The organism is Salegentibacter salegens (genome assembly GCF_900142975.1).
Lineage (GTDB): Bacteria > Bacteroidota > Bacteroidia > Flavobacteriales > Flavobacteriaceae > Salegentibacter > Salegentibacter salegens.
The window spans coordinates 3,937,658-3,962,514 of the sequence record NZ_LT670848.1 but is presented as its reverse complement, the minus strand read 5'-3'; the positions used below and the strand labels follow the sequence as shown (position 1 = coordinate 3,962,514).

General features: G+C 38.5%; 20 protein-coding genes. All 20 read right to left on the bottom strand.

Annotated features, from left to right (window positions below; genetic code table 11):
* Nucleotide 1 precedes the first annotated feature (1 nt).
* The 20 genes from ilvC to B5488_RS17485 all read right to left on the bottom strand — a co-directional run bounded on the left by ilvC (nt 2) and on the right by B5488_RS17485 (nt 24,743).
* Nucleotides 2–1,477, bottom strand: coding sequence for a ketol-acid reductoisomerase (gene ilvC / locus B5488_RS17580; protein ID WP_079736445.1), 1,476 nt, complete (start codon nt 1,475–1,477; stop codon nt 2–4).
* 9 nt (nt 1,478–1,486) lie between these two features.
* Complete coding sequence (gene ilvN / locus B5488_RS17575; protein ID WP_079736444.1) at nt 1,487–2,017, bottom strand: acetolactate synthase small subunit; 531 nt, start codon at nt 2,015–2,017, stop codon at nt 1,487–1,489.
* Nucleotides 2,017–3,750, bottom strand: coding sequence for a biosynthetic-type acetolactate synthase large subunit (gene ilvB / locus B5488_RS17570; RefSeq protein WP_079736443.1), 1,734 nt, complete (start codon nt 3,748–3,750; stop codon nt 2,017–2,019). Before ilvB ends, ilvN begins: the two co-directional genes overlap by 1 nt.
* Before the next feature lie 11 nt (nt 3,751–3,761).
* Nucleotides 3,762–5,435 carry a dihydroxy-acid dehydratase gene (gene ilvD, locus B5488_RS17565; RefSeq protein WP_079736442.1) on the bottom strand — a complete coding sequence of 558 codons (1,674 nt, stop codon included), beginning with the start codon at nt 5,433–5,435 and terminating at the stop codon, nt 3,762–3,764.
* Nucleotides 5,436–5,953: 518 nt separating this feature from the next.
* Nucleotides 5,954–7,477, bottom strand: a complete 1,524-nt coding sequence (locus tag B5488_RS17560; RefSeq protein WP_037320845.1) for a bifunctional GNAT family N-acetyltransferase/carbon-nitrogen hydrolase family protein — start codon at nt 7,475–7,477, stop codon at nt 5,954–5,956.
* A 522-nt stretch (nt 7,478–7,999) separates the two neighbouring features.
* Nucleotides 8,000–8,632 carry a response regulator transcription factor gene (locus tag B5488_RS17555; RefSeq protein ID WP_079736441.1) on the bottom strand — a complete coding sequence of 211 codons (633 nt, stop codon included), beginning with the start codon at nt 8,630–8,632 and terminating at the stop codon, nt 8,000–8,002.
* Nucleotides 8,625–9,413, bottom strand: a complete 789-nt coding sequence (locus B5488_RS17550) for a sensor histidine kinase (protein ID WP_079736440.1) — start codon at nt 9,411–9,413, stop codon at nt 8,625–8,627. The genes B5488_RS17555 and B5488_RS17550 overlap by 8 nt, the downstream gene beginning before the upstream one ends.
* On the bottom strand, nt 9,403–10,119 hold the full coding sequence (locus tag B5488_RS17545; protein ID WP_079736439.1) for a hypothetical protein: 717 nt from the start codon (nt 10,117–10,119) through the stop codon (nt 9,403–9,405). The genes B5488_RS17550 and B5488_RS17545 overlap by 11 nt, the downstream gene beginning before the upstream one ends.
* A complete protein-coding gene (locus B5488_RS17540) occupies nt 10,119–10,505 on the bottom strand; it encodes a hypothetical protein (RefSeq protein ID WP_079736438.1) in 387 nt (128 codons plus the stop codon). Before B5488_RS17540 ends, B5488_RS17545 begins: the two co-directional genes overlap by 1 nt.
* A 1,126-nt stretch (nt 10,506–11,631) precedes the next feature.
* Nucleotides 11,632–12,489, bottom strand: coding sequence for a 5-oxoprolinase subunit C family protein (locus B5488_RS17535; protein ID WP_079736437.1), 858 nt, complete (start codon nt 12,487–12,489; stop codon nt 11,632–11,634).
* Nucleotides 12,479–13,210 (bottom strand): 5-oxoprolinase subunit PxpB, encoded by a 732-nt coding sequence (pxpB, locus tag B5488_RS17530; protein ID WP_079736436.1) that lies wholly within the window; start codon nt 13,208–13,210, stop codon nt 12,479–12,481. Before pxpB ends, B5488_RS17535 begins: the two co-directional genes overlap by 11 nt.
* Nucleotides 13,207–13,956, bottom strand: coding sequence for a 5-oxoprolinase subunit PxpA (pxpA, locus tag B5488_RS17525; RefSeq protein WP_231919770.1), 750 nt, complete (start codon nt 13,954–13,956; stop codon nt 13,207–13,209). Before pxpA ends, pxpB begins: the two co-directional genes overlap by 4 nt.
* Before the next feature lie 113 nt (nt 13,957–14,069).
* Nucleotides 14,070–15,290, bottom strand: a complete 1,221-nt coding sequence (locus tag B5488_RS17520) for an Nramp family divalent metal transporter (RefSeq protein ID WP_079736435.1) — start codon at nt 15,288–15,290, stop codon at nt 14,070–14,072.
* Nucleotides 15,290–16,441 carry a DUF2891 domain-containing protein gene (locus tag B5488_RS17515; protein WP_079736434.1) on the bottom strand — a complete coding sequence of 384 codons (1,152 nt, stop codon included), beginning with the start codon at nt 16,439–16,441 and terminating at the stop codon, nt 15,290–15,292. Before B5488_RS17515 ends, B5488_RS17520 begins: the two co-directional genes overlap by 1 nt.
* A 202-nt stretch (nt 16,442–16,643) precedes the next feature.
* Nucleotides 16,644–18,182 carry a YifB family Mg chelatase-like AAA ATPase gene (locus tag B5488_RS17510; RefSeq protein ID WP_079736433.1) on the bottom strand — a complete coding sequence of 513 codons (1,539 nt, stop codon included), beginning with the start codon at nt 18,180–18,182 and terminating at the stop codon, nt 16,644–16,646.
* A 47-nt stretch (nt 18,183–18,229) separates the two neighbouring features.
* Nucleotides 18,230–19,090: an N-acetylglucosamine kinase gene (locus tag B5488_RS17505; protein ID WP_079736432.1), complete on the bottom strand. Its 861-nt coding sequence runs from the start codon at nt 19,088–19,090 to the stop codon at nt 18,230–18,232.
* A gap of 96 nt (nt 19,091–19,186) precedes the next feature.
* Nucleotides 19,187–20,185: a type I glyceraldehyde-3-phosphate dehydrogenase gene (gap, locus tag B5488_RS17500; RefSeq protein WP_079736431.1), complete on the bottom strand. Its 999-nt coding sequence runs from the start codon at nt 20,183–20,185 to the stop codon at nt 19,187–19,189.
* Nucleotides 20,186–20,203: 18 nt separating this feature from the next.
* Nucleotides 20,204–21,190, bottom strand: a complete 987-nt coding sequence (gene pfkA / locus B5488_RS17495; protein WP_079736430.1) for a 6-phosphofructokinase — start codon at nt 21,188–21,190, stop codon at nt 20,204–20,206.
* A 124-nt stretch (nt 21,191–21,314) separates the two neighbouring features.
* A complete protein-coding gene (locus tag B5488_RS17490) occupies nt 21,315–22,754 on the bottom strand; it encodes an alpha-amylase family glycosyl hydrolase (protein ID WP_079736429.1) in 1,440 nt (479 codons plus the stop codon).
* Nucleotides 22,755–22,886: 132 nt separating this feature from the next.
* Entirely contained in the window at nt 22,887–24,743 is a 1,857-nt protein-coding gene (locus tag B5488_RS17485; RefSeq protein WP_079736428.1) for a glycoside hydrolase family 13 protein, read from the bottom strand.
* Nucleotides 24,744–24,857: the final 114 nt, after the last annotated feature.

Here is a 24,857-nt window from a genome sequence, read left to right as displayed (position 1 = left end):
TTTATTCCTGTATTTTTTTCATTGCAGTCATCGCTTTTCTAAGCTTTCCTCCTACTTTTTCCACAGGGTGTTGCCTAATTTCATCATTAATGGCTATTAACTGCTGATTATCCACTCCGGTATAATCGGTTCCAAAAGAATGGCCTATCACCTCTTTTGGTAAAGCATTTACATAATCTTTAATTAAAGGTTTTGCCGAATGATCAAATAAATAGCAACCATATTCCGCGGTATCAGAAATTATCCTGTTCATTTCAAACAATTTCTTTCTCGCAATGGTATTGGCGATTAGCGGAGTTTCGTGCAGCGATTCGTAATAAGCCGAATCGGCAATAATTCCTGCTTCTACCATAGTTTCAAAAGCCAGTTCCACGCCCGATTTTACAAAGGCTACCAACAATACTCCTTTATCAAAATATTCCTGTTCTTTTATTTCTGCTGAAGTCGCTTCAGTTTTTTCAAAAGCAGTTTCCCCGGTTGCAGCGCGCCATTCCAACAATTCTTTATCGCCGTTTGCCCAGTCTTCCATCATTCTGCTGCTAAAGGCTCCAGAAATAATATCATCCATATGCTTTTGAAAAAGTGGACGCATAATTTCTTTTAATTCTTCGGAAATCTCATCGGCCTTGATCTTGGCAGGATTTGAAAGCCTGTCCATCATATTGGTGATCCCACCGTGCTTTAAAGCTTCGGTAATAGTTTCCCAACCATACTGAATCAATTTCGCAGCGTAAGCAGGTTCTGCTCCTTCAGCCACCATTTTATCAAAACTCAGGATAGATCCAGTTTGCAGCACTCCGCATAAAATGGTTTGTTCCCCCATTAAATCAGATTTTACTTCAGCTACAAAAGAAGATTCCAAAACCCCGGCTTTATCTCCTCCGGTGGCTACGGCATAAGCTTTAGCCCATTCAAAACCAATTCCCTGCGCATCGTTTTCAGGATGTACCGCAATTAAAGTCGGCACTCCAAAACCACGTTTATATTCTTCACGAACTTCACTTCCAGGGCATTTTGGCGCCACCATAATTACGGTAATATCTTCCCGAATTTTCATTCCTTCTTCCACGATATTAAAGCCGTGAGAATAAGAAAGCACCGCATCTTTTTTAATATGCGGTTGGATGGCTTTTATTACCGAGGTATGTTGCTTATCTGGCGTAAGGTTAATCACCAGATCGGCGGTTGGGATCAATTCTTCATAGGTCCCAACTTTAAAATTATTTTCTGAGGCGTTTTTAAAAGACTGGCGTTTTTCTTTGATGGCTCCTTCCCGAAGCGCATAAGAAATATCCAGTCCGCTATCGCGCATATTTAAACCTTGATTTAAGCCTTGCGCACCACAGCCCACAATTACTATTTTTTTTCCTTTTAAAGCAGCCACTCCGTCGCTGAATTCATCACTACCCATAAACCTACAGGTTCCCAGTTGGGCTAATTGTTCACGTAAAGAAAGACTGTTAAAATAATTCGTCATCACTTTTATTTAATTGGTTGTATCAAATTGTTCTAAAATGTTCGAGATTGGCATTTCGTTCTTGGTCACTGCAATAGTGCCAGAGCGTACGAACTGCATCAATCCATAAGGTTTTAATTTTTCGTAAAGACTATCGGTTTCATGACGTTTTCCAGTTTTTTCAATGACAAAAAACTTTGGGGTAACCGTCACGATGCGTGCGTTAGATCCTTTTATAAAATCCTGAATATTAAGATCTTCAACAAAATCGGCTGAATTTACTTTATACAAGGCGGTTTCCTGGTAGATCATTTCATCATCGGTATGGTAAAAAGCTTTAATTACTTCTATTTGCTTTTCAATTTGTCCAACGATCTTTTTTACCTGATCTTCTGTGACCTGTACTACGATTATAAAGCGCATCACCCCGTTTACTTCACTTCTAGAAGCGGTAATGCTCTCAATATTAATATGCCTTTTCTGAAAAATAGCCGCAATACGACTCAAAAGGCCTATGTTGTTTTCGGTATAAATCGAAACGGTGAAATTTTTCTTTTCCATTACTCTAATCTTATTTCAGAAACTGAAGCCCCGGTAGGCACCATTGGGAATACATTTTCTTCCTGTTCAACTTTTACTTCAAGGAAATAAGCTTCTTTAGAATCCATCATTTCCTTAACCGCATCTTTCAAATTTTCACGCTCACTTACCTGTTTGGCTTTAATATGATATCCTTTGGCAATCGTTATAAAATCGGGATTTACCATTTCTGTGGAAGCATATCGCTTTTCGAAAAACAACTGTTGCCACTGGCGCACCATTCCGAGGAAATCGTTATTTAAAACCACGATTTTTACCGGAACTTTTGTTTGAAAAATAGTTCCTAATTCCTGGATAGTCATTTGGTAACCACCATCGCCAATTACTGCTACCACATCGCGTTCTGGCGCACCCATTTTAGCACCAATTGCAGCTGGAAGTGCAAATCCCATAGTTCCAAGTCCACCGGAAGTAACATTACTCCTGGTTTGATTGAATTTTGAATACCTACAGGCCACCATTTGATGCTGACCAACATCTGAAACGATTACAGCATCTCCTTTTGAGCATTTATTGATCTCATCAATAACTTCTGCCATTCCGATTTTTCCACGCTCAGCATTTAAATCATTTTTAATGATTTTATCGAATTCAATTTGATAATAATCTTTAAACTTTTGATGCCAGGCCTCGTGTTTATTCGGTTTTAAAAGCTCCAATAAGATTTTTAGGGTTTCATTTACGTTCCCCAAAACCGGAATATCGGCGTAAACGTTTTTATTAATTTCAGCCGGATCTATTTCAAAATGAATCACTTTAGCCTGTTTGGCATATTTCTCCAAATTTCCGGTTACCCTGTCGTCAAAACGCATCCCGATAGCGATTAAAACATCACATTCGTTGGTTAATACATTCGGACCATAATTGCCGTGCATTCCAACCATTCCCACATTCAACGGATGATCTGTTGGCATAGCTGACAGTCCTAAAATGGTCCACGCAGCGGGAATACCCGATTTCTCTACTACCTGTTTAAAAAGTTCTTCGGCACCGCCTAAAATCACTCCCTGACCAAAAATGATCATAGGTTTTTTGGCATTATTTATCGCTTCGGCAGCTCTTTCTACTTCTAATAGATTAATTTCAGGTTTAGGTTTATAACTTCTAATCCCTGAACATTTTTTATATGAAAAATCTAGCGTAGCAAACTGCGCGTCTTTTGTAATATCAATCAACACAGGTCCCGGTCTTCCTGAACGTGCTATAAAAAAAGCTTTTGCTAAAACTTCCGGAATTTCTTCAGCTTTAGTCACCTGATAATTCCACTTGGTGATTGGTGTGGAAATCCCAATAATATCGGTTTCCTGAAAAGCATCGCTTCCCAGTAAATGTGAACCTACCTGCCCGGTGATACATACCATGGGTGTAGAATCTATTTGTGCATCGGCAATTCCTGTCACCAAATTGGTGGCTCCGGGACCCGAAGTCGCCATAGCAACACCTACTTTCCCGCTTACCCTGGCATAACCCTGTGCAGCGTGAGTAGCGCCTTGTTCGTGGCGCGTGAGGACGTGGTGAATTTGGGTTTGGTATTTGTACAATTCATCGTAGACGGGCATAATTGCTCCGCCGGGATAGCCGTAAAGCGTATCAACCCCTTCCTCCAACAAACATTTTATCACCGCTTCAGCTCCTGAAACCGTGGTTGTTTTTGGAGAAGCTGTTTTTTCGAAACTAGCTGTTTTAACTTCCATAATTCACCTTATTAAAATTCGTCGGTAACACAACCTTGTGAGGCCGATGAAACCGTTCTTGCATATTTGTAAAGCACACCCTTATTAAATTTTAAAGCGGGGGCTTTCCAATTTTCTTTTCTTTTCTCTATTTCTTCTGCTGAAAGCGCAACTTCAATTTTATTAGTTTCAGCATTTATGGTAATCTGGTCTCCATCTTTCAGGAATGCCAGCAAACCACCTTCCTGGGCTTCCGGGGTAATATGCCCGACGACAAAACCGTGGGTTCCGCCTGAAAATCTTCCATCAGTAATCAAAGCCACATCTTTGCCGAGTTTCGCACCCATTATTGCTGAAGTAGGCTTAAGCATTTCCGGCATTCCAGGACCACCTTTTGGGCCCTCATACCGAATGACGACGACATCTCCTTTTTTTACTTTTCCTTCTGAAATTCCATCGTTAGCATCATATTCACTATTAAATACTTTAGCTGTTCCGGTAAATTGCAAACCTTCTTTTCCGGTAATTTTCGCCACAGAACCGCCTTCAGCAAGGTTTCCGTAGAGAATCCTGATATGCCCGGTTTTCTTTATCGGGTTATCCAAAGGTCTAAATACATCCTGGCCTTCTTCCATATCTGGAACATCAGCCAGGTTTTCAGCTAAGCTCTTTCCGGTTACGGTCAAACAGTCGCCGTGAAGCATATCGTTTTTCAGCATATATTTTAGAACCGCGGGAATTCCGCCTATTCTATGAACATCTTCCATCGCGTACTTTCCGCTTGGTTTTAGATCAGCCAAAAACGGGGTACTATCACATATTTTTTCAAAATCGGTTAAGTTAAAATCAACCTCAGCTGATTTCGCGATAGCCAAAAAGTGTAATACCGCATTTGTAGATCCACCTAAAACGGTAAGTAATCGAATAGCATTTTCCAGCGATTTACGATTCACTATATCGCGGGGTTTAATATCTTTTTCAATTAGTAAACGAACCGCCTTTCCTGCTTCTTCGCTCTCGGTTTTCTTTTCTTCACCCACCGCTGGATTAGAAGAATTATAGGGTAAAGCCATCCCCAAAGCTTCAATAGCCGAAGCCATGGTATTCGCGGTGTACATCCCACCGCAGGCACCTGCGCCGGGACAAGCTTTTTCTATAATGCTTTCGTATTCTTCTTTATCTATATCTCCAGCAGTTTTTGCACCCCAGGCTTCAAAAGCGGAAACTACATCCAGTTTTTTACCGTCATGACAACCGGAAGCAATTGTACCACCATAAACCAAAATTGACGGACGGTTAATTCTTAACATTGCCATAAGCGCACCGGGCATATTTTTATCGCATCCCACCACGGTGATCAATGCATCGTAAGACATCGCGTGAATTACCGTTTCCATAGAATCAGCAATAATATCGCGAGATGGCAGCGAATATCGCATTCCCGGGGTTCCCATAGAAATCCCGTCACTAACACCGATGGTATTAAAAATTAAACCAACAAGCTCATTCTCATTAGCGCCCTTTTTAACCAATTTAGCCAAATCGTTAAGGTGCATATTACACGGATTGCCCTCGTAACCGGTACTGGCAATACCAACAAATGGTTTTTTAAAATCTTCTTTGGTTAAACCTATTGCGTGCAACATTGCCTGTGATGCCGGTTGCGAATCGCTTTGTGTTAAAACTTTACTGAATTTGTTATGCATTACTTATTTCTTCTTCGTGTGATTTAAAGATTAAAAGTAAGCCGATAAGTTGTCAAGGCAGTATTTTCGGAATAAAAAGCACTACTTTCGGAATAAAAATAACAGATTTAAATAGCTGTTTATCAGTATTTTAAACCTGTTTTAATTACGATAGCTGAAAAGACTTTTTGGAGAGGAAAAATTTCAATACTAAAAAGCCCAAAATTTCAAGAATTTCGGGCTATTGAAGTATTCTTAATTTATTAGGGTATTTTTTGTTTTTTGAGTGTTTTCGGGTGAATTTCTAATAATTTGATAATTCCACCCGATCCTCGAAGATCACTATCTTTTTCAGAAGAGATTACCACGGCCCTGGCCTCGCTAAGTGCAGAAAAAAACAAGCTTCATTGCGAAGGAGGGACAACTGAAGCAATCTATTGAGAAAAACCCTTCCTTCTAAGGGCAGATCGCCGCGCTCGTTCCGCGCTCTCGATAACGAGCAAAACTGCCTACTGAAAACTGAGACTGCTTACTGAAACCTACTTTTTCTTCTTTAAAGAATACAAATCCTTCCTCCTGTCTTTCATATTTCTAACACTTCCAAAAGCGTGCAGCTCTTTTAGTAGATCCAGGTCTACATCTACTAATAAGGTACTTTCAGTATTTGGGGTGGCTTCGGCTTTTATTCCGTTTACGGGAAATGCGAAATCTGAAGGCGTTAATACCGCGCTTTGAGCATACTGGATGTCCATATTATTTACTTTGGGTAAATTCCCTACAGATCCTGCAATGGCAACATAACATTCATTTTCTACCGCCCTGGCCTGTGCGCATATTTTTACACGAGAATATCCGTTTTGCGTATCGGTCATAAATGGAACAAAAAGAATATTCATTCCTTCTTCGGCTAAAATTCGGCCAACTTCAGGAAATTCAATATCATAACAAATTAGTACACCAATTTTTCCGCAATCGGTATCAAAGGTTTGGAGTTTGCTACCGCCCTTCATTCCCCAGGCCGATTCTTCAGCCGGAGTAATATGTAATTTTTCATAACGCTCATAACTTCCGTCGCGGCGACATAAAAAACCAACATTATACATATGTTCACCAATCACCATAGGCATACTTCCGGTGATGATATTTATATTGTAATTCACCGCAAATTCCTGGAAGGTTTCCAGCAAACGTTCGGTATACGTTGAAAGTCCACGGATAGCCTCAGGTTCAGTTAACTCGTTAAATTCGGCCATAAGTGGCGCGTTGAACAATTCAGGAAAAAGAATAAAATCACTCTGATAATCACTTACCGCATCTACAAAGAATTCAATTTGTGAAACCAGCGCATCATAATCCTTAAAAAGTCGCATTTGCCATTGTACCAAACCAAGCCGAACTACGGTTTTGGGCGTATCAATCAATTTAGTGGTTTTGGTGTAGTAAATATTATTCCACTCCATTAATACCGCATATTCCTTACTTTCGGCATCACCGGGCAAATAGCCTTTAATTACTTTTTTTACGTGAAAATCGTTAGAAAGCTGAAAAGACAACACAGGATCATGAATTTCCTGCAGTTTTACTTTCTCAATATATTTTTTAGGGGTGAGTTCTTTAGAATATGTCGCGTAATTAGGAATACGCCCACCAAACACAATAGATTTTAGATTAAGCTGCTCACAAACCTCTTTTCGGGCTTCGTATAAACGTCTTCCCAAGCGCATTCCGCGGTAATCTGGATGAATAAAAACATCTATTCCGTATAAAATATCACCGTTTTTAGTGTGGGTAGAAAAATTTTCACCACCAATAATTTCATCGTAAGTATGATCTTCATCAAACTTTTTAGAATCGATAATGATAGAAAGTGCACAGCCGGCAATTTTATTGTCTATAATTATGCAAAACTGCCCTTCGGGAAATTTATTGACCAGGTTCCTAATTTCGTCTTTACTCCAGTATTCCTCTGGCATTTTCTGGTAGCTCTTTATCATAGAAACTTTAAGTTCCTGATAATCTTTAAGCTTTAAATTTCGAAGTTCAATTTTGGGAGTTTCGTTCACGACATTATTTTTTTGAGATTGCGAAGATACAGCAGAAAGTAATGGTTTAAAAATGGGAAAGTGATTTGCCACGAATTCACGGATAATTTTTCGGAATTGTGTCCTATCTGCGTTAAACGTCACCCTTAAGTTTGACGTCACCCTGAACTTGTTTCAGGGTCTAAGTAGAGCTTAACTACTTTTCATCTTAGATGCTGAAATAAGTTCAGCATGACGTGGAAAAATATTAAAAATGAGTTCAACAAGAGGTGAAAAAAGAATCTCACGCACGTCACATTGATTTCAGAGCCTGCTCCGAAATTTATTCGGAGGTCTAAGTTGTGGAGAACACAAATCATGTTAGATGCTGAAACCAGTTCAGCATGACGTGGAATTCGTCACCCTGAATTTATTTCAGGGTATAGGCTGTTTTTAATTCTCAAAAAATACAGCTCACTTATTTCATTCCTGGATTCCCGAAGAAAATTCGGGATAAAGTCTGAAACGAGTTCAGCATGACGTTAAAATAGAGGTGCAAGAAGCTTACAACAACAAAATCCTGTGTTTAATAGCATACAAAACCAAACCGGTTCGACTTCTTACGTTTAGTTTATGAAACAAACTTTCACGATATCCATCTATGGTTTTTGGGCTAAGGTTCATTTCGTTCGCCACTTCTTTATAGGTCATTTCAGAACAAGCCAAGCTAAGAAATTCCAGTTCACGTTTGGTAAGGTTAACGAGTTTATTTTCTTTATTCTTATTTTTAATGGCTTCAGAAACCGCATCGCTATAGAAAAAGCCTTCTTTTATCACTTCATCCAGGGCAAACTTAAACTCATCGGGATCTATATCTTTTAACAAATAACCGCGACAACCCAATTTCACCATAAAAGTCACGGTTTCCTCATCGTCTTCCATAGTAAGCGCCAAAACTTTTTGGTCGGGAAAATTTTCTTTAAGCCAACTCATCGTTTCAGGGCCATCCATTATTGGCATCCTAATATCCAGTAAAACCAGGTCTGGTTTGGGTTGGTTCGCCTCAAATTGGGTGACCAATTCCTTGCCATTTTTATGAATTCCCGCCACTTCATATTCCGGAAACGAGTTCACCATATTTTTTAAGGATTGCGCAAATAAGGTGTGATCGTCTACAATTGCTACCGTATTATTCATCTTGTTGCCCCTTTAAAGAATAACGTAAAGATAAGGAAGTTCCCACGCCTATAGAAGTTTCCATCTTAAACTTTGCCTGTATCAGCACTGCCCTGCTTTCCATATTGAATAATCCTGAATTCTTCTTCACCGCTTCCATATCAAACCCCTGCCCGTTATCTTTTGCAGTAATAATAATTTCTTCGGAAGCAAAAGTAATATGGACACTTAATGCTGAAGCCTTCGCGTGCTTGATCACGTTAGAAAAGAATTCCTGAAGTATCCTGAATAAAATAATGCTGTGTTGCTGCGGAATTTCCTGTTTTTCGCCGGTTATTTCCAACTGAGTTTCGATAACGCCCATACGCTGAAACCTTGCCAGTTCATTTTCTACCGAAACCACCAAACCGGCATAACCAATCACCTGGTTGTTTAAGGATTTTGAAAGCGATCGCACTTCCTGAAGCGAATTCGCCACGGTTTCTTTAATTTCTGAAACAGAGTTTTGCTCGGCTGCAGGTAGCTTTTTTGAATAAATATTGAGCTGCATTTTGGCAACAGAAAGTAACTGACCAATATTATCATGCAACTCCCAACCTACATTCTTTAAAGTTTGTTCCTGCATTTCTAAACGCGATTGGGAAATTTCCCGCTCAAAACGCTGTTTAGCCTCAAATTGCTCTTGCAGCATTTTATTTTTACGCCTTTGGTACACCACAAAAAAAACGATCACAAAGGCTGTTAGCAGCAAGATGACTACCACAAAATAGATAATGAGTAAAATTTCTTCTTTAGAAAGCATTTTTTAAATTCTTAGAAGTTGGTTTTCTCTTATTGGCCAACCATAAAAAGGCAATACTATAAGCACTATACATAAATATATTCATTGCGATCATAACCGAACCACTCATCTCCACAAATTCCGGACTTTTATTATTAAAATATTTAAAATAAATAATGATAGGAGTTGTAGTTAAAAAAAACAGAAGTGCAGGAAAGGAAATATAGAAACTAATTTCCCTTTTGATATTTAGAATTTTAGAACTCAGTAAAATTTCAAAGTAATAATAGAAAATAACTCCCAGCAGAAAAAAACTTCCCAATAAATAAGTAACAACTGAATTACTCTGGAAAAATACATCTGAAAATATTAAATTAATAATGCAAATTATCACATATAATAATAAAGCTTTATCAATAAATTTTCTTGTTTTATTACTTGAAATATTCCACTTAAAATAAAGTATATAAACAACAAAACTTATAATCAGATGAGGATTATGCAGCCAAAAGTTTTGATACCAAAAGGTTCCCTTAAGGTAATGTAGCGGTTCATTCCAATAGATTATTGTTGGAATTGTTCCTATGATTTCAATAAAGTATGTTAGTAGTAAAAAATAAGCAAAAAAGCCGACCCCTTTATCGGTCGGCTTTTTCTTATAATAATAAAGGCCTGAGATTGCCGCAAAACCTTCGAGCAAAATTACCAGAAATATAAGAATTTGCATTAATAATTGTTTGGAGGCCAGCCTGAAGTAATAGTATTATAAGGCTCAATTTCATAATTATTAGGGTCAGAATCTTTCTCAGCCGTTTCAGTTTCACCCTTGGCTTCTTTGGTGGGCGAGAGAAACATGGTCGTATAACTTTTTTTCTCTTTAGTTTTAGGATAAGCCCCTAAATAAAACCGAATTCCCGGTTTCTCTATACCCTGTTCTTTAGATTTCTCCTTTACGTAATCAAGGTATTCCTGTAATTCGTCTAGGCTATACCAGAATTCGCGGGTATCTTCATAACCCTCGGCGTCCCTAATATCTTTTCCACGGGTCTTCACCCATTCGTCCTGTTCCTTACGCGCTTCTTTAACGCTAATACATTTTTTTGGTTTTTTCATTTTAAGTTGGTTGGTTGGTTAAAACTTAATTTTTTGTTAAGGTAAATTTAGGGGAATTTTTCTGTTTGGCAAATCTTTGATTAGCAGTTCTTTGTTTTTCGTTTGTTGTTTAGTGTTGGTGTTAAGGCTTGCCACGAATACATGAAAATTTTTTTCAAGTCACTGTGCGCAGGAAAGCCCCCTAGTCTCCAAAGAGGTTGTTTTTATGCATCCTATTATCTTCCTCTTCAAATAGTTCGTCACCCTGAACTTGTTTCAGGGTCTAACATGTTAGATGCTGAAATAAATTCAGCATGACGTTCTGAAAAAAGGGGGTTTTTCCCCTTGTAAAAAGTGTAGTTATCCTCTACTTTTGATATAGTCATTTTAGTTAGCTAAAGTGTTTTGGGGCAAAAAAGTGTCGTCAATGGTGGAAAATCTGATTGGTAGGGTAATCAGGTTTTTCGTAAACCGGGCGGCACTTTTTTATTAGTGAAAAGCCCCCTAACCCCCGAAGGGGGAATGTTATTTATCTTCTGAATCGTACAATTAAACTACAGATTTAGTCATTAAGAGTCTTGAAGTTTTACTCAATAATCGCGATTTAATCATCCGAGGCTTGCCTCGGAATTAAAAATATTTCTTCTAAGGCCTTGGTCCGCAATGAATATTCTAGAGCAAACTAATCCCGATTTTACATCGGGATAAAAGCCCCCTAATCCCCAAAGGGGGAATTTTTCATTATTCTCTTATCTTCTCCTTCAAATAGTTCGTCACCCTGAACTTGTTTCAGGGTCTCACATGTTAGATGCTGAAATAATTTCAGCATGACGTTTTGAAGAAAGGGGATTTTTCCCCTTGTGACGAGGATTCTTATCTTCTACATTTGACATAGTCATTTTAGTTAGCTAAAATGTTTTGGGGCAAAAAAGTGTCGTCAATGGTGAGGAGTCTGATTGGTAGGGTAATCAGGCTTCTAGTAAACCACGACGGCACTTTTTTATTAGTAAAAAGCCCCCTAGCCCCCAAAGGGGAATTTTTATTTATCCTCTTATCTTCTCCTTCAAATATCTCGTCACCCTGAACTTGTTTCAGGGTCTACCATGTTAGATGCTGAAATAAATTCAGCAAGACGTTTTAAGAAAGATCACCATTTAAACAAAAACCTAATCTTATCCCCTGCCTTTTTCTGCGACATCATATTAATTCCTTTCTCGCTTAACTGCAAAACCCTTGGATAACCACCCGTAGTTTGGCAATCGCGCATAAGAACGATTAATTTTCCGCCGGGAGTAAGTTGAACCGTGCCGGGAAGCACCGGACCGGTAATAATAGGTTCCAGTTCGTTTTCTAAGATCTCACTAAGCTGGATCGCCATTCTATTATTATTTTTATCTATGCTGAAATTACTCTGTCGTAAATGACTTTTTAGAGTCTCGGTGAGTTTATTAAACTCTGGGCCAACAAAAACTTCAATTTCTACAGAATTCAAATATTCGTCATCAAACTTTATCGCAGCGTGAGTCTCGTATTTTTCTTCCTCAGAAGCTTCGTATTGCAGTTGCATTCCTTTCTCGAGCTTTTCATGGCTGGTAATGTCTTCGTACCAACTTCGGCTTCCCAGGACCTTTTCAGTTTTAAATCCGTTGAGAATTGCTAAATAAGAACGCATTCCAAGTTCTGGCCTTCCAAAAGATAAAATATCTCCTTCCCTAATTTTTACTACTTCATTATTTTCAATTTCTTCATCATTTAATTTTGGAGAAAGATTAGCGCCGCTAATCGCAATTTTTGTGGCAGCTGAAAATTTGAGCTTTGGTCCCATTTGGGTAATTTCCATCACCGCGGCATCGGCCTGATTTTGCAAAATAAGGTTGGCGGTTTTTAAAGCGATTCTGTCCATCACTCCGCTTAAAGGAACTCCGTATTTTTGAAATCCACGACGACCAAAATCCTGGATTGTTGAAAATAATCCCGGATGTAAAATTTCAACTTCAGCCTTCATAATTTTCTTTTTTTAGTTGAAAAGTACCTTTGGAAATTTGCTTCGAAATTTCTTCAAATTGTTCTTTAGAAACCGAATAAAATTTCACTTTATCACCGGCAGAAATTTCACAGGGCGGATCGTTATTTTTATCAAAAAATTGAACCGGACAATTGCCTAAAATTTGCCATCCGCCGGGACTGGATTTTGGATAAATCCCGGTCTGGTTTTCACCTATGCCAACAGCTCCTTTTTCGATCTTCATTCGGGGCTGGCTTTTACGGGAAATTTGAAGCTTCTTATCCAGTCCTCCCAGGTATAGAAATCCGGGTAAGAAACCGGTAAAATAAACCGTGTAAAATGCTTTGGTATGAAGCTCAATAATTTCTTCTTTTGAGAGGTTTTTTTCTTTGGAGATGTGTTCCAGATCCCAACCGAATTCATCTTCATAGCAAACCGGCAAATGGAAAATTTGTTGGTTATTTATTTTTCCTATCTTAGCTTCACCAAACAACTCTTTAACCGCCGAAACCTCGCCATAGAGGTTTTCTATACTAAACATATAACTAATTAACAACGAGTTGTATGTATTGATTACTTCAACATTTACTTCATTATAAAATTCTTCCAATTTTTCCCTATAAAAAAGAAGCTTTTCCAGAAGCTTTTCATTAATCTCAGGCTCAAATTCTATCAGAATCCCCCGCTCCCCCATCGGCATTATTTTAGGAAAATCGCTCATTTTGTATTCTTAATTTTTATGTTGTGTTCAGCAAATTTTTGCTTTAAAAATTTAATAATTTCAACTGAATTTGGAGTATCACTATGCAGGCAAAAAGTAGTGGCGTTACAACTAATTTTAGCACCGTTTGCACAAGTAATTTTCCTTTCAGAAAACATAGAAAAAAGATGTTCATAAACAGCCTCTTTTTCGCTTATCAAGGCGTTAGATTTTGAACGTGAAACCAGGCTTAAATCAGGCTCATAATTCCGGTCTGCAAATGCTTCAAAAACGATTGGGATTTGACCTTTTGCAAGTTCAGAAATTAATGATTTTGGCGGACAAAATAGTGCTAAATTTTGATCTAATTCCAGTAAAGAATCAATGATAATTTTAGCTGTTTTTTCATCTTTCGCGGCTTCGTTATAAAGTGCTCCATGAGGTTTTACATGAGTGAGTTTTATCCCTTCTGCTTCCGCCAATTGTTTCAAACTTAAAATTTGCGCAACTATAGAACGCTGCAATCCTTCCGCAGAAATCTTCATTGGTTTTCTCCCAAAATTCTCCTTATCAGGATACGAAGGATGCGCTCCTATTTCTACTCCATGCTCCACAGCAAGTTTAATAGTTTGCAGCATGGTGTCCAGGTTTCCGGCGTGACCGCCGCAAGCAATATTGCAGGCTGAGATATGCGGCATTAGCTCGGCGTCAAAATCGCCGCCTTCGCCTAAATCGCAGTTTATATGGATTTCTTTTATCTTTTTCATTTTAAATTATGCAATTTTCTACTAATTAAACTTCTATACAATATCAGGAACTTTATACCTACAAGGTTTTAGAAACCTTGTAGGAAGATAAAATAGATAATCTATACAAGTTATTAAAAACTCTGTAGAACGCTTAGAATGGCTTTAATTCCTAAAAATACAGAAAGCGCAATAACAAGCACTCCCAGTGTATTTTGAAGTTTAGAATTGCGATGTTTGCCCAAAACAGAGGCTTTGTTGACTACCCAAAATAAGAAAATCGCAATTACAGGCAATAGAATTCCATTGGCAATTTGGGCGAAGCGTATAATCTCAATAGGATTAATTTGCAGGGAAGAGAAGAAAACACCCAAAATAAGAACCACGGCCCAGACCGTTTTAAATTTCGCTGACTTCATTCCTCCTTTCCAACCAAAGCAGCCTTTTACTACGTAAGCGGCTGCTAAAGGAGCGGTAATAGAAGAAGTAATCCCTGCGGCTAAAAGTCCCAAAGACATAAACCAGGTGGCAAATTTCCCGAAAAGCGGTTCCAGGCTTACAGCCATATCTGCAGCTGAATTCACATTAGTCAAACCCGAAGAAGCCGCGCTTATTAAAATTGCCATAGAAACCGTACCACCAAGAATTATAGAAACTATAAGTTCTTTCCTGGCAATTGGCAAATAAGAAGCTTCTTTCCATTTTTCACTAACGAGAGAAGCATGTAAAAACAAGTTATACGGAACAACGGTAGTACCTACGATAGCCATCACCGTAAGCAATCCGGCAGCATTGCTTTTTGGAATAAGTCCGTTTAAAATCTCTAGAATATCAGGTTTGGTAAGAATGGCAGTAAGCACAAAACTTATACTCATTAATAAAACCAGGCCTATAAAGATCTTTTCGAGGGTTTTGTAGCTTCCGGTGAATAAAAGTATAAACGCGACGGCGCCAATAAAAATACTCCATAAATTGAGCGTAAAATCGCCTAACTGGAGATTTTGAATTCCGAAGATAGCTTCAGCACCAAGAACAGCACCGGTAATATTCCCCGCCTCATAAGCGGCATTACCGATAACTATTGCTGAAAAAATAAGAATTATGGCTAAAACCCTGAATAGCGGTTTTTTGATTTCTTCGCGGATAACATCGCTTAAGCCTTTTTGCGAAACCACGCCAAGTCGCGCTGCCATTTCCTGTAAAATAATACAGGAAAATATAGAAAGTAATAAGGCCCAAAGTAAGCTGTAACCAAATTCAACCCCGGCAAGCGTACAAACGGTAACCGTTCCCGGCCCAATAAAAGCGGCCGAAACCAGGATTCCCGGACCAAGATTGTTAAGAAAATTTCGCACTACATATCTTTAGATTCCTGCAGGGCATAAAGAGCGAAGCTGCCAAGCCAGTGGCCGCCTTCGTAACTGTCACCAACTAAATTCGGAAAAGAATATGCTACATGCCTATCGGCGATTTCCTGTAAATGAGAAAATTTATCGGGATATTGATTTATTAGTCCGTAGAAAACCCAGGCACGGCTAAAGTTAAGTCCGTCAAGATGCACAAGTTTTCCATCGGTTCTATCTGAAACTTCCCCAACTTCCATCTCAAAATCTTCAGATTTTAGCTGTGGGAGAAAGTCTTCCAACCACATTTCAAAAGCATTTTTTGGCAAAACGCGGCGCATAATATTCACTTCTTCCAAACAAGGCGACAAGAAGTCGAACCCACCCGGTTCCCAGGTTATAGGGCAATCATCATCTTTTAAATAAAAATCTTTTGCTCGTTTTGAAATTAGTTCCTGGAGCTCTGTATTTTCTGTTGCAACGGCATAATCGTGTGCAAAACTTAATCCAAAAGCGGTATTGGCGTGTTCCCCAACTCTAATTGGATAATTCAGTTTTGGAAGAAACTCCAGGTATTTATTCACAATAAGATTGGTAAGCGGATCTAAATTTTGTTTTAATTCTTTAGCAAGAGGGTCGTTCCAGGTTTCAATTTCTTCAGCGAGTTTCAGTAGCCACGCCCATCCATAAGTACGTTCAAAAGAATCACTTTGTTCCCGATTAAAATAAGCTACTTCACCCTGAATATTTTCGGCAGAAAGCGATTCCTTTAGTTTTTCTTTAATGGTTTCAGCTTTCTCCAAACCGGGAAATTGCTTGAGTAAACTCAACATAGACCAATGCGCATGCACAGACGAATGCCAATCGAAACAACCGTAAAATGCAGGATGTAAATCTGAAGGTTCGCCTAAAGCTTCTTCATTTTCCAGGGTTTGATTAAGTTTATTAGGATATTCGGTATTAATACAATTTAGCGGAAGTTCGGCTAACCTATTGGCTTCCTCTTTAGTAAATTCCACACGGTCTTCACCCAAAAAATTTCCGGTTGAAGAATTTTCTTCTTTAATAGTATCACTCTCCATTTCGGAAACTTCTTTAACCTCTGGTTCTCCTTTACACGCCAATACGGAAACGGCAATAAGAAGAAGTAAACTTTTTTTCATAGTAATTTGGTCTTAGTAAACTGGGCCCGGAACTCAATTCTTCACAAGGCATTAAAAAAGAATTATTTGATTCTAATTTTTCAAATTAAACTACCTCGCAGCATTAAATCTCGATTATCGAGTAAATATAAATTTAAAAGTTGACATATTTAAACCTACAAGCTGTTCAAAAATATCAAAATTAACTTAAAATAAAAGAAATTTACCCCAACCAGCCATCTCGGTCCAGGCTTCTATATTGGATAGCCTCACTAATATGATTTCCTTTTATATCCTTTGAATTCTCCAAATCGGCGATGGTGCGGGACACTTTTAAAATACGATCGTAAGCCCTGGCAGAAAGATTTAAACGCTCCATTGCGGTTTTAAGCAATGCTTTTGAAGCTTCATCTAAAGCACAAAATTTACGAATTTGCCTTACACTCATTTGCGCATTATAATGCACTGAATCAGATTCCGCAAAACGCTCGGTTTGAAACTGGCGTGCCTGCGTAACTCTTTTCCTAATTTCAACGCTACTTTCCCCACGACGTTCTTCACTCAATTTTTCAAAAGGAACTGGAGTGACTTCAATATGGATATCTATCCTGTCTAATAGCGGGCCGCTAATCTTACTTAAATAGCGTTGCATTTCAGCTGGAGAGGAAGTTGCAGGTGCATCAGGGTCGTTAAAATAACCACTGGGGCTTGGGTTCATACTTGCTACCAGCATAAAACTGGATGGATAGGTTACCGTAAATTTAGCACGGGAAATAGTTACCTCACGATCTTCTAGAGGTTGACGCATCACTTCTAATACGCCGCGTTTAAATTCTGGTAATTCATCTAAAAATAAGACGCCATTATGTGATAAAGAAATTTCTCCCGGTTGCGGATACGCCCCACCGCCGACAAGTGCAACGTCTGATATTGTGTGATGAGGGCTTCTAAAAGGCCTTTGACACATTAAACCCACATGTTCTTTTACCCGGCCAACAACACTATGAATTTTTGTTGTTTCCAGCGCCTCGTGCAAGGTCATTGGCGGTAAAATACTGGGCAATCGTTTTGCAAGCATGGTTTTCCCGGCTCCAGGCGGACCAATAAGAATTATATTATGACCACCTGCTGCGGCAATTTCCATACAACGCTTAATAGATTCCTGACCCTTAACATCGGCAAAATCGTGTTCAGGGTGGTCCAGGTTTTTGTAGAATTCTTCTCGGGTATTAATTATGGTTCGCTCTAAAGCTTCATCTTTATCGAAAAAGTTGATTACTTCAGTAATATTTTCCACTCCGTAAACTTCGAGTCCACTTACTATGGCAGCTTCTTTAGCATTTTGCTTCGGAAGGATAAAACCTTTAAAACCTTCTTCTTTTGCTTTTATCGCAATAGGCAATGCACCTTTTATGGGTTGCAAGCTTCCGTCTAACGAAAGCTCACCCATAATAAGATATTCTGATATATTTTCTGCTTTAATTTGGCCTGAAGCGGCCAGAATCCCGAGGCTTAAACTAAGATCGTAAGCCGAACCTTCTTTTCTAAGATCGGCCGGCGCCATATTTACGATAATCTTTTTACCGGGAAATTTATAGCCATTATTTTGAAGGGCGGCAGCAATTCTAAAACTGCTTTCCCTAACCGCATTATCGGGTAATCCCACTAAGTGATACCCAATGCCGGTTGCTACATTTACCTCTATAGTAATTGTAGTTGCCTCTACCCCAAATACGGCACTTCCATAAACCTTTATAAGCATTTAAGTGTAAATTTCTTAAATGTACTAAAATTTATGAAAAATAGTAATTAATTAGGCGTAAGTACTTCTTTTCTATAATATTCTATTAATGCATCAATTGGTCTACGCACAATATTTCCAATTTCAATCCCATAAGGTTGGGCAACTGCACGAATTATATCTTCGCTAAAATAAGCTATGGTACCAATAAAATGTACAGGTGTATTTTGGGCTTGTTTGTAGCACATTACACGGGAATGAATAAAATCGGTAATTCCTTCGTGTACTAATTTGTAGAAATAGCCATTACGCTCGTTAGAGAATATAAATTCAGCAAAAGAAGCGAGATAGGTATTTGGATTTTCTTTACGATAGAGATTTTTCTTAATCTCATCAGACTCCATATTATATAACTTACCAAATTCTACCGCAAGTTCGGGAGGCATTCTTTTGTAGTAGTAATCCCTAATTAGTCTTTTTCCGAAGTAATTTCCACTAGCTTCATCCATAAGAATATAACCCAGGGAATGAACGGCCTGGTGAATATCCTTGCCATCAAAGTAACAACTGTTAGAACCGGTACCAAGAATACATACAATTCCTGGCTCTGTAGTGGCGGCGTAAACCGCGGCTACCATATCTTCAAGAATTATGACTTCTTCTACATTGGTAAAGAAATTAGTGAAAATTCCCTCCAGTAATTTTTTAGGCGTTTCGGTACCACAACCGGCGCCGTAAAAATGCACGCGTTCTACTTTGTCTTTTACTTCTCTTAAATCGGCATTTTCTTCAATACGTTCTTCCAATACTCCCTCGGGAAATACTGCCGGATTTAATCCTTTTGTGCGGGTTCTAAGTAATTCTTCCCCCGTTGCACTAAGTAAAATCCAGTCACATTTTGTAGAGCCACCGTCCGCTATTAATATCATGTGTGTGTGAATATGGTTTAATTAAAAAGCCTGAGGAAAGCGCTAAAAGATTAAAATAATCTAAGCATAGCTTTCTTCAGGCTCTAAAATAAAATATTAAATTGAATTAACGTGTGCCGCTAAATCCAAAAGTTTGGCAGAATAACCATATTCGTTATCATACCATGCAATTAATTTAAAAAAGTTATCGTTAAGTGCGATTCCAGCATCAGCATCAAAGTTACAGGTATGTGCATCTGATACGAAATCCTGAGAAACCACTGCATCATCGGTATAAGAGATCACTCCTTTATAAGCTCCTTCAGAAGCTTTTTTGAAAGCAGCTTTAACCTCATCGTAAGTCACAGACTTTTCAGTCTTAACTGTAAGGTCTACTACAGAAACATCAGCAGTTGGTACTCTAAAAGCCATCCCGGTAAGTTTTCCATCTAATTGTGGAATTACTTTACCTACAGCTACAGCTGCACCGGTTGAAGAAGGGATAATATTCATAAGTGCACTTCTTCCACCTCTATAATCTTTTGCCGATGGTCCATCTACAGTAAGCTGAGTAGCCGTAGTTGCGTGTACGGTAGTCATTAAACCTTCAACAAGACCAAATTCATCGTCTATTACTTTTGCAAGTGGAGCAAGACAGTTTGTTGTACATGAAGCGTTAGATACAATAGTATCTTCTGGCTTAACATCCTGGTGATTCACACCCATTACAAACATTGGTGCAGTTTTAGATGGTGCAGAAATTACAACTTTCTTAGCTCCTGCTTTTATATGTGCATTTGCAGTATCTTTTTCTTTAAAGATACCGGTACAGTCTATTACAACGTCTACTCCAACGTCTCCCCATTTAAGGTCTGCCGGATTTTTCTCTGCTGTAATACGAATTGTATTTCCGTTTACTACAAGGTTTCCGTCTTTTACATCAACATCACCTTTAAATCTACCGTGAACAGAATCGTATTTCAGCAAATAAGCCAAATGATCTACATCAAGTAAATCGTTGATTGCTACAACTTCTACATTATCTTTTTCAGCCGCGATTCTAAACGCTATACGTCCAATTCGGCCAAAACCATTAATTCCAATTTTTGTACTCATAATTTAAATTTTAAAAATTTACACTGAAGTGATGTTTGCCACCCTTCTTAATTCCTGATCAAATTCCCTGTCTTCTTTTAAAGCAGTTTCCAAAGGCACGTGTACCACTTTTTGATGGTGCACGCCTAACATGATATTGGTTTTACCATCGGTTAATGCTTCAACCGCACCAACACCAAGCTTACTGGCCAGAACACGATCAAAACAACTTGGAGAACCTCCTCTTTGAATATGACCCAATACAGAGACTTTAATGTCATATTCTTCGTGGCTTTGCGAAATGAATTCAGCTAACTGAAAAATATTCTTTCCGCTCTTTTCACCTTCAGCCACCACGATAATGCTGGAGGTTTTTCCAGATTTTTTACTTTTTTCCAAAGAATCCATCATACGTTGAATCCCCTGGTCTTCTTCCGGAAGCAATATTTCTTCGGCTCCTGCACCAATACCACTATTTAAAGCAATATCACCTGCATCCCGACCCATAACTTCAATTAAGAATAATCGGTTATGAGAACTCGCGGTATCCCGAATTTTATCTATGGCTTCTACCACCGTATTTAAAGCGGTGTCGTAACCCAGGGTATAATCGGTACCGTTAATATCGTTATCTATAGTTGCGGGAATGCCCACAATTGGAAAATTAAACTCGTTGTTAAAATAAAGGCCTCCGGTAAAAGTTCCGTCTCCCCCAATCACTACCAAAGCATCTATACCGGCATCGACAAGATTTTTATGAGCTTTAGCCCTTCCTTCTTTGGTTTTAAATTCTTCCGATCGGGAAGATTTTAGAAAAGTTCCTCCTTTATTAATGATGTTTCTAACAGATCTTGCGTTAAGTGGTTCAAAATCTGCCTCTATAAGTCCCTGGAACCCGCGGTAAACACCAACACATTCCAGATTATAGTATGAACAAGATCTAACAACCGCCCTTATAGCGGCGTTCATTCCGGGTGCATCACCCCCAGATGTTAAGACTGCAATTTTATTGATTTTTTTTGCCATTAGGCCAAATCTATTTTAATTCTACAATATAACCTAATTTCCTAAAAAACTAAAACGTTTTCGGTTAATAACTAACAAAAACAGCCCTTTCGAGAGGGCTGTTTTTAGTATTTTAGTAAATTTATTACTTATTTATTAAGATAAAGTACTGCCAGGACTCCAAATCCATATTTTTATCTTCTGAAATTTCTAATGTTTCACCTGATAAATAGTTTTCAAAAGTCCCATTTAATTGAATGCTGAAACTGGTATTTTCATCGCTCATATTAGCAATATAAATCAGCTCTGCACCATCTTTTTCCCTTTTGAAAGCAAGAACTTTTTCTTCTTCTGAAGTTTCAATATTCTCATAAGAAGCGGCTTCTTTTGCACCGTGAAGGGCTTTATTTTCATTTTTTAACTCACCGAGTTTTTCCAATAAAGGCCAAACTTTACCTTTTTCCTTCGGAATAGTATCTTTTTCAAAAAATAAAAGCCTTTTGTCCATATCATATTCCTGCCCACTGTATATTAATGGCATTCCCGGTAAAGTATAAGTAAGTGCCATCATAGCTTCTGAAGCATCTCCCATCCTCTCCTTTACAGTACCATTCCAGGAATTCTCATCGTGGTTGGTTACAAAACTCATCAAATAATCATCTTCCTGGTAAGTGGAATCTATTTTATGCATATAAGCATCCCAATCTTTAGCAGTCTTTTTACCCTGTGCCATTTCATTCATTATATGGTGACCTTCCCAGTTATAACCCATATCAAAAGCATTTTCAAAAAGATCTTTGTCTTCTGACTCTGCCAACATGAAAATTGGCTTAATTTCCTTTAATTGAGGAACAATGCTTTCCCAGAATTCGGTTGGTACTTCCCCGGCAACATCAGCTCTAAAGCCGTCTATATTATATTCTTCTACCCAGAACTTCATTTCTTCACCCATAGCTTCGAGAAGCTCTTTATTTTCAAAATTTAGGTGAGCCACATCGGTCCAGCCCCAGGACTCCCCTGTTGCAGGATTTATAGGATCGGTAACTTCGCCTTTAGAATTTTTATGATAGTAATCAGGGTTCTCTTCTATCCATTTGTGATCCCAACCGGTATGGTTCGCCACCCAATCCAGGATTACATACATCCCGTTTTCGTGGGCAGTTTCTACCAGTTCCTCGAAATCTTCAAAATCCCCGAATTCAGGGTTAACATCGGTATAATCTGAAATCGCATAATAACTGCCAAGATATTTTTCTCTCTCTTCCGCATCTTCAATATCTTCTACGGAAAGATCTCCAGTTGCCTTTCTATTTTTCATAGAAATAGGATAAACAGGCATTAACCAAATTACCTTTACTCCCAATTCTTTTAACTGCGGAATATCTTTGGTAAAAGCATCAAAGGTTCCTTCCGGTGAATACTGGCGAATATTTGCCTCATAAATCACTGCTGATTCTAGAGACTCGTTAGAAACGGGATCTATCGCTTTTTGTTCTTCTTTTTGCTCTGGCTGTTCCTTTTTCTCATTGTCTTTACAAGAAAACAAGGCCGTACAAGCCAGCAGTATTATTAATGTTTTTTTCATTTTTATTTATTTGATATTTGATTGGTATTCTTTTTTTAACGTCAAGCTGAACTTGTTTCAGCTTCTAATGTGATATTAAATTCAAACATGTTAGATCCTGAAACAAGTTCAGGATGACGTATCAAGATTTCTTTACTCCATTTTCGTGGTAAAGAAAGAAACCCCTTCTTCACTTAATTCCAGAGAGTTTTCCCACTCAAAAGTTTCTTCTGAAATCAGATTTTTAAAAGTTTTTCCTGCTAAATTCAATTCGCTGAAACGTTCCAGGTCTAGACTAACTGCTTCTTCACTTTTATTCAGAATTAATACTACAACCTCATCTCCAGATTTTCTTGTAATTAGATAAGTACCGTCTTCCGGAGCAAAATGTTTGGTCTCTCCTGAATGAATTGCCTCACTGTTTTTGCGATAATTCATCACTTTTTTAACGAATTCCTGCATATCAGCCTTTTCGTCTGAAAGTCCTTCACCGGTAAAAGCATTCACTTCGCTATCGTCCCAACCGCCGGGGAATTCGGTTCTAATTAAACCGTGATCGCCTGGATTTTCGGTATCGTCCATTAAAATTTCCGTACCGTAATACATTTGGAAAATTCTCGGCAAAACCGACATATAAGCGATGGTCATTTTGGTTTTGGCTACACTTTCTCCAAGTTGGGTATAAATTCGGCTTTTATCGTGATTATCGGGAAAGATCATTATGTTTTCCGGATCGGCGTAAGCAAAATCATTGGAGAGGCCTTCGTAAATTTCTACGAGCCCTGTGCCCCAGGTTTCCTCGGCTTTTAAACCGGTTACAATTTTTTCCTGCATCGCGAAATCCATGGTAGATTTCAGGTTAGAATCATAGCCATTATCAACGCCATCCTGCCAATAGCGAATAAGCAGCGGATTTAAGCTCCACTCCTCACCTACAATATTAAAATTAGGATATTCCGTCATTATCGCACCGGCCCATTCGCTCATAAATTCCTTATCGGGATAAGGATAAGTATCCTGGCGAATTCCACCCAAACCAAGGGTTTCTATCCACCAAATACTATTCTGAATAAGGTATTTGGCCATAAACGGATTTTCCTGGTTTAAATCTGGCATGGTTTCTACAAACCAACCTTCAGTCATTCCTTTTTTATCGCTTTCTGAAGCATATAAATCCTGGTTGGTAGTTCTACGATGATTGGAATACACCAACTCTTCTCCATTTTCAAATTTCTCCTGGAAGTTAATCCAATCTTCAAAAGGTAGATCTTCCATCCACCAATGCTCTACACCGGCGTGGTTAGCAACTTGATCCATAACCAGTTTTATTCCACGATCGGCAGCTTTGTCGGCCAGTTCCCTATATTCTTCTAAAGTTCCAAACCGCGGATCTACCTTATAAAAATCGGTCATTGCGTAACCGTGATAAGAACCCGAATTCATATCGTTTATCACCAAAGGTGAAGGCCAAATTGCAGTAAAGCCCATTTCGTCTATATAATCTAAATGATCTATGATTCCGCGGATATCTCCCCCGTGGCGACCATAATCATCTTCACGGTTCTTTGTTTTTTCATTTAAAAAATCAAAGCTGTCATTAGATTTATCCCCATTTGCAAATCGGTCTGGGGTGATTAAATAAAGCGCATCGGTATTATCAAAACCTACATATTCTGAAGCAGGTTTTTCCCGGTTTTTCAATTCATACTCATAAACTTCTTCTGAACCATCTTCCAACTGAAATGTAATATCAAAAGTTCCGGCTTCTGCGTTTCCAATTTCCAAATCGATAAACAAGTAATTTTGGCTATCGGCTTTTTTCACATTGCCGATGCTAACGCCCGGGTAATCGATAATTGGAGTCGCATTTCCAATATTTTCACCGTAAACCATTAACTGGAGTTCGGTTTCTTCAAAACCCGTCCACCAGTTTGGCGGCTCTATACGTTCAATTTGCGCAAAACCGGTAAAACCGGCCAGGAGCATAAATGTGATTAGTATTTTTTTCATGATTATTATTTTAAGTAGTTATATTCTCCTCTACGTCATTGCGAGGAACGAAGCAATCTTCTAATTGGCAGATTACTTCTCCCGATAAAAATCGGGATCGTAATGACGTTTTAA

Bases quoted from the DNA above. Each gene is read 5' to 3' on its own strand.
- B5488_RS17485 (WP_079736428.1), bottom strand. From the start codon at position 24,743: ATGAAAAAAATACTAATCACATTTATGCTCCTGGCCGGTTTTACCGGT.
- B5488_RS17515 (WP_079736434.1), bottom strand. From the start codon at position 16,441: ATGAAAAAAAGTTTACTTCTTCTTATTGCCGTTTCCGTATTGGCGTGT.
- B5488_RS17540 (WP_079736438.1), bottom strand. From the start codon at position 10,505: ATGAAAAAACCAAAAAAATGTATTAGCGTTAAAGAAGCGCGTAAGGAA.
- gap (WP_079736431.1), bottom strand. From the start codon at position 20,185: ATGAGTACAAAAATTGGAATTAATGGTTTTGGCCGAATTGGACGTATA.
- B5488_RS17545 (WP_079736439.1), bottom strand. From the start codon at position 10,119: ATGCAAATTCTTATATTTCTGGTAATTTTGCTCGAAGGTTTTGCGGCA.
- ilvB (WP_079736443.1), bottom strand. From the start codon at position 3,750: ATGGAAGTTAAAACAGCTAGTTTCGAAAAAACAGCTTCTCCAAAAACA.
- ilvD (WP_079736442.1), bottom strand. From the start codon at position 5,435: ATGCATAACAAATTCAGTAAAGTTTTAACACAAAGCGATTCGCAACCG.
- B5488_RS17510 (WP_079736433.1), bottom strand. From the start codon at position 18,182: ATGCTTATAAAGGTTTATGGAAGTGCCGTATTTGGGGTAGAGGCAACT.
- ilvC (WP_079736445.1), bottom strand. From the start codon at position 1,477: ATGACGAATTATTTTAACAGTCTTTCTTTACGTGAACAATTAGCCCAA.
- B5488_RS17555 (WP_079736441.1), bottom strand. From the start codon at position 8,632: ATGAATAATACGGTAGCAATTGTAGACGATCACACCTTATTTGCGCAA.
- B5488_RS17490 (WP_079736429.1), bottom strand. From the start codon at position 22,754: ATGAAAAAAACATTAATAATACTGCTGGCTTGTACGGCCTTGTTTTCT.
- B5488_RS17550 (WP_079736440.1), bottom strand. From the start codon at position 9,413: ATGCTTTCTAAAGAAGAAATTTTACTCATTATCTATTTTGTGGTAGTC.
- pxpA (WP_231919770.1), bottom strand. From the start codon at position 13,956: ATGAAAAAGATAAAAGAAATCCATATAAACTGCGATTTAGGCGAAGGC.
- pfkA (WP_079736430.1), bottom strand. From the start codon at position 21,190: ATGGCAAAAAAAATCAATAAAATTGCAGTCTTAACATCTGGGGGTGAT.
- ilvN (WP_079736444.1), bottom strand. From the start codon at position 2,017: ATGGAAAAGAAAAATTTCACCGTTTCGATTTATACCGAAAACAACATA.
- B5488_RS17505 (WP_079736432.1), bottom strand. From the start codon at position 19,090: ATGATATTAATAGCGGACGGTGGCTCTACAAAATGTGACTGGATTTTA.
- B5488_RS17535 (WP_079736437.1), bottom strand. From the start codon at position 12,489: ATGAAGGCTGAAGTTGAAATTTTACATCCGGGATTATTTTCAACAATC.
- pxpB (WP_079736436.1), bottom strand. From the start codon at position 13,210: ATGAGCGATTTTCCTAAAATAATGCCGATGGGGGAGCGGGGGATTCTG.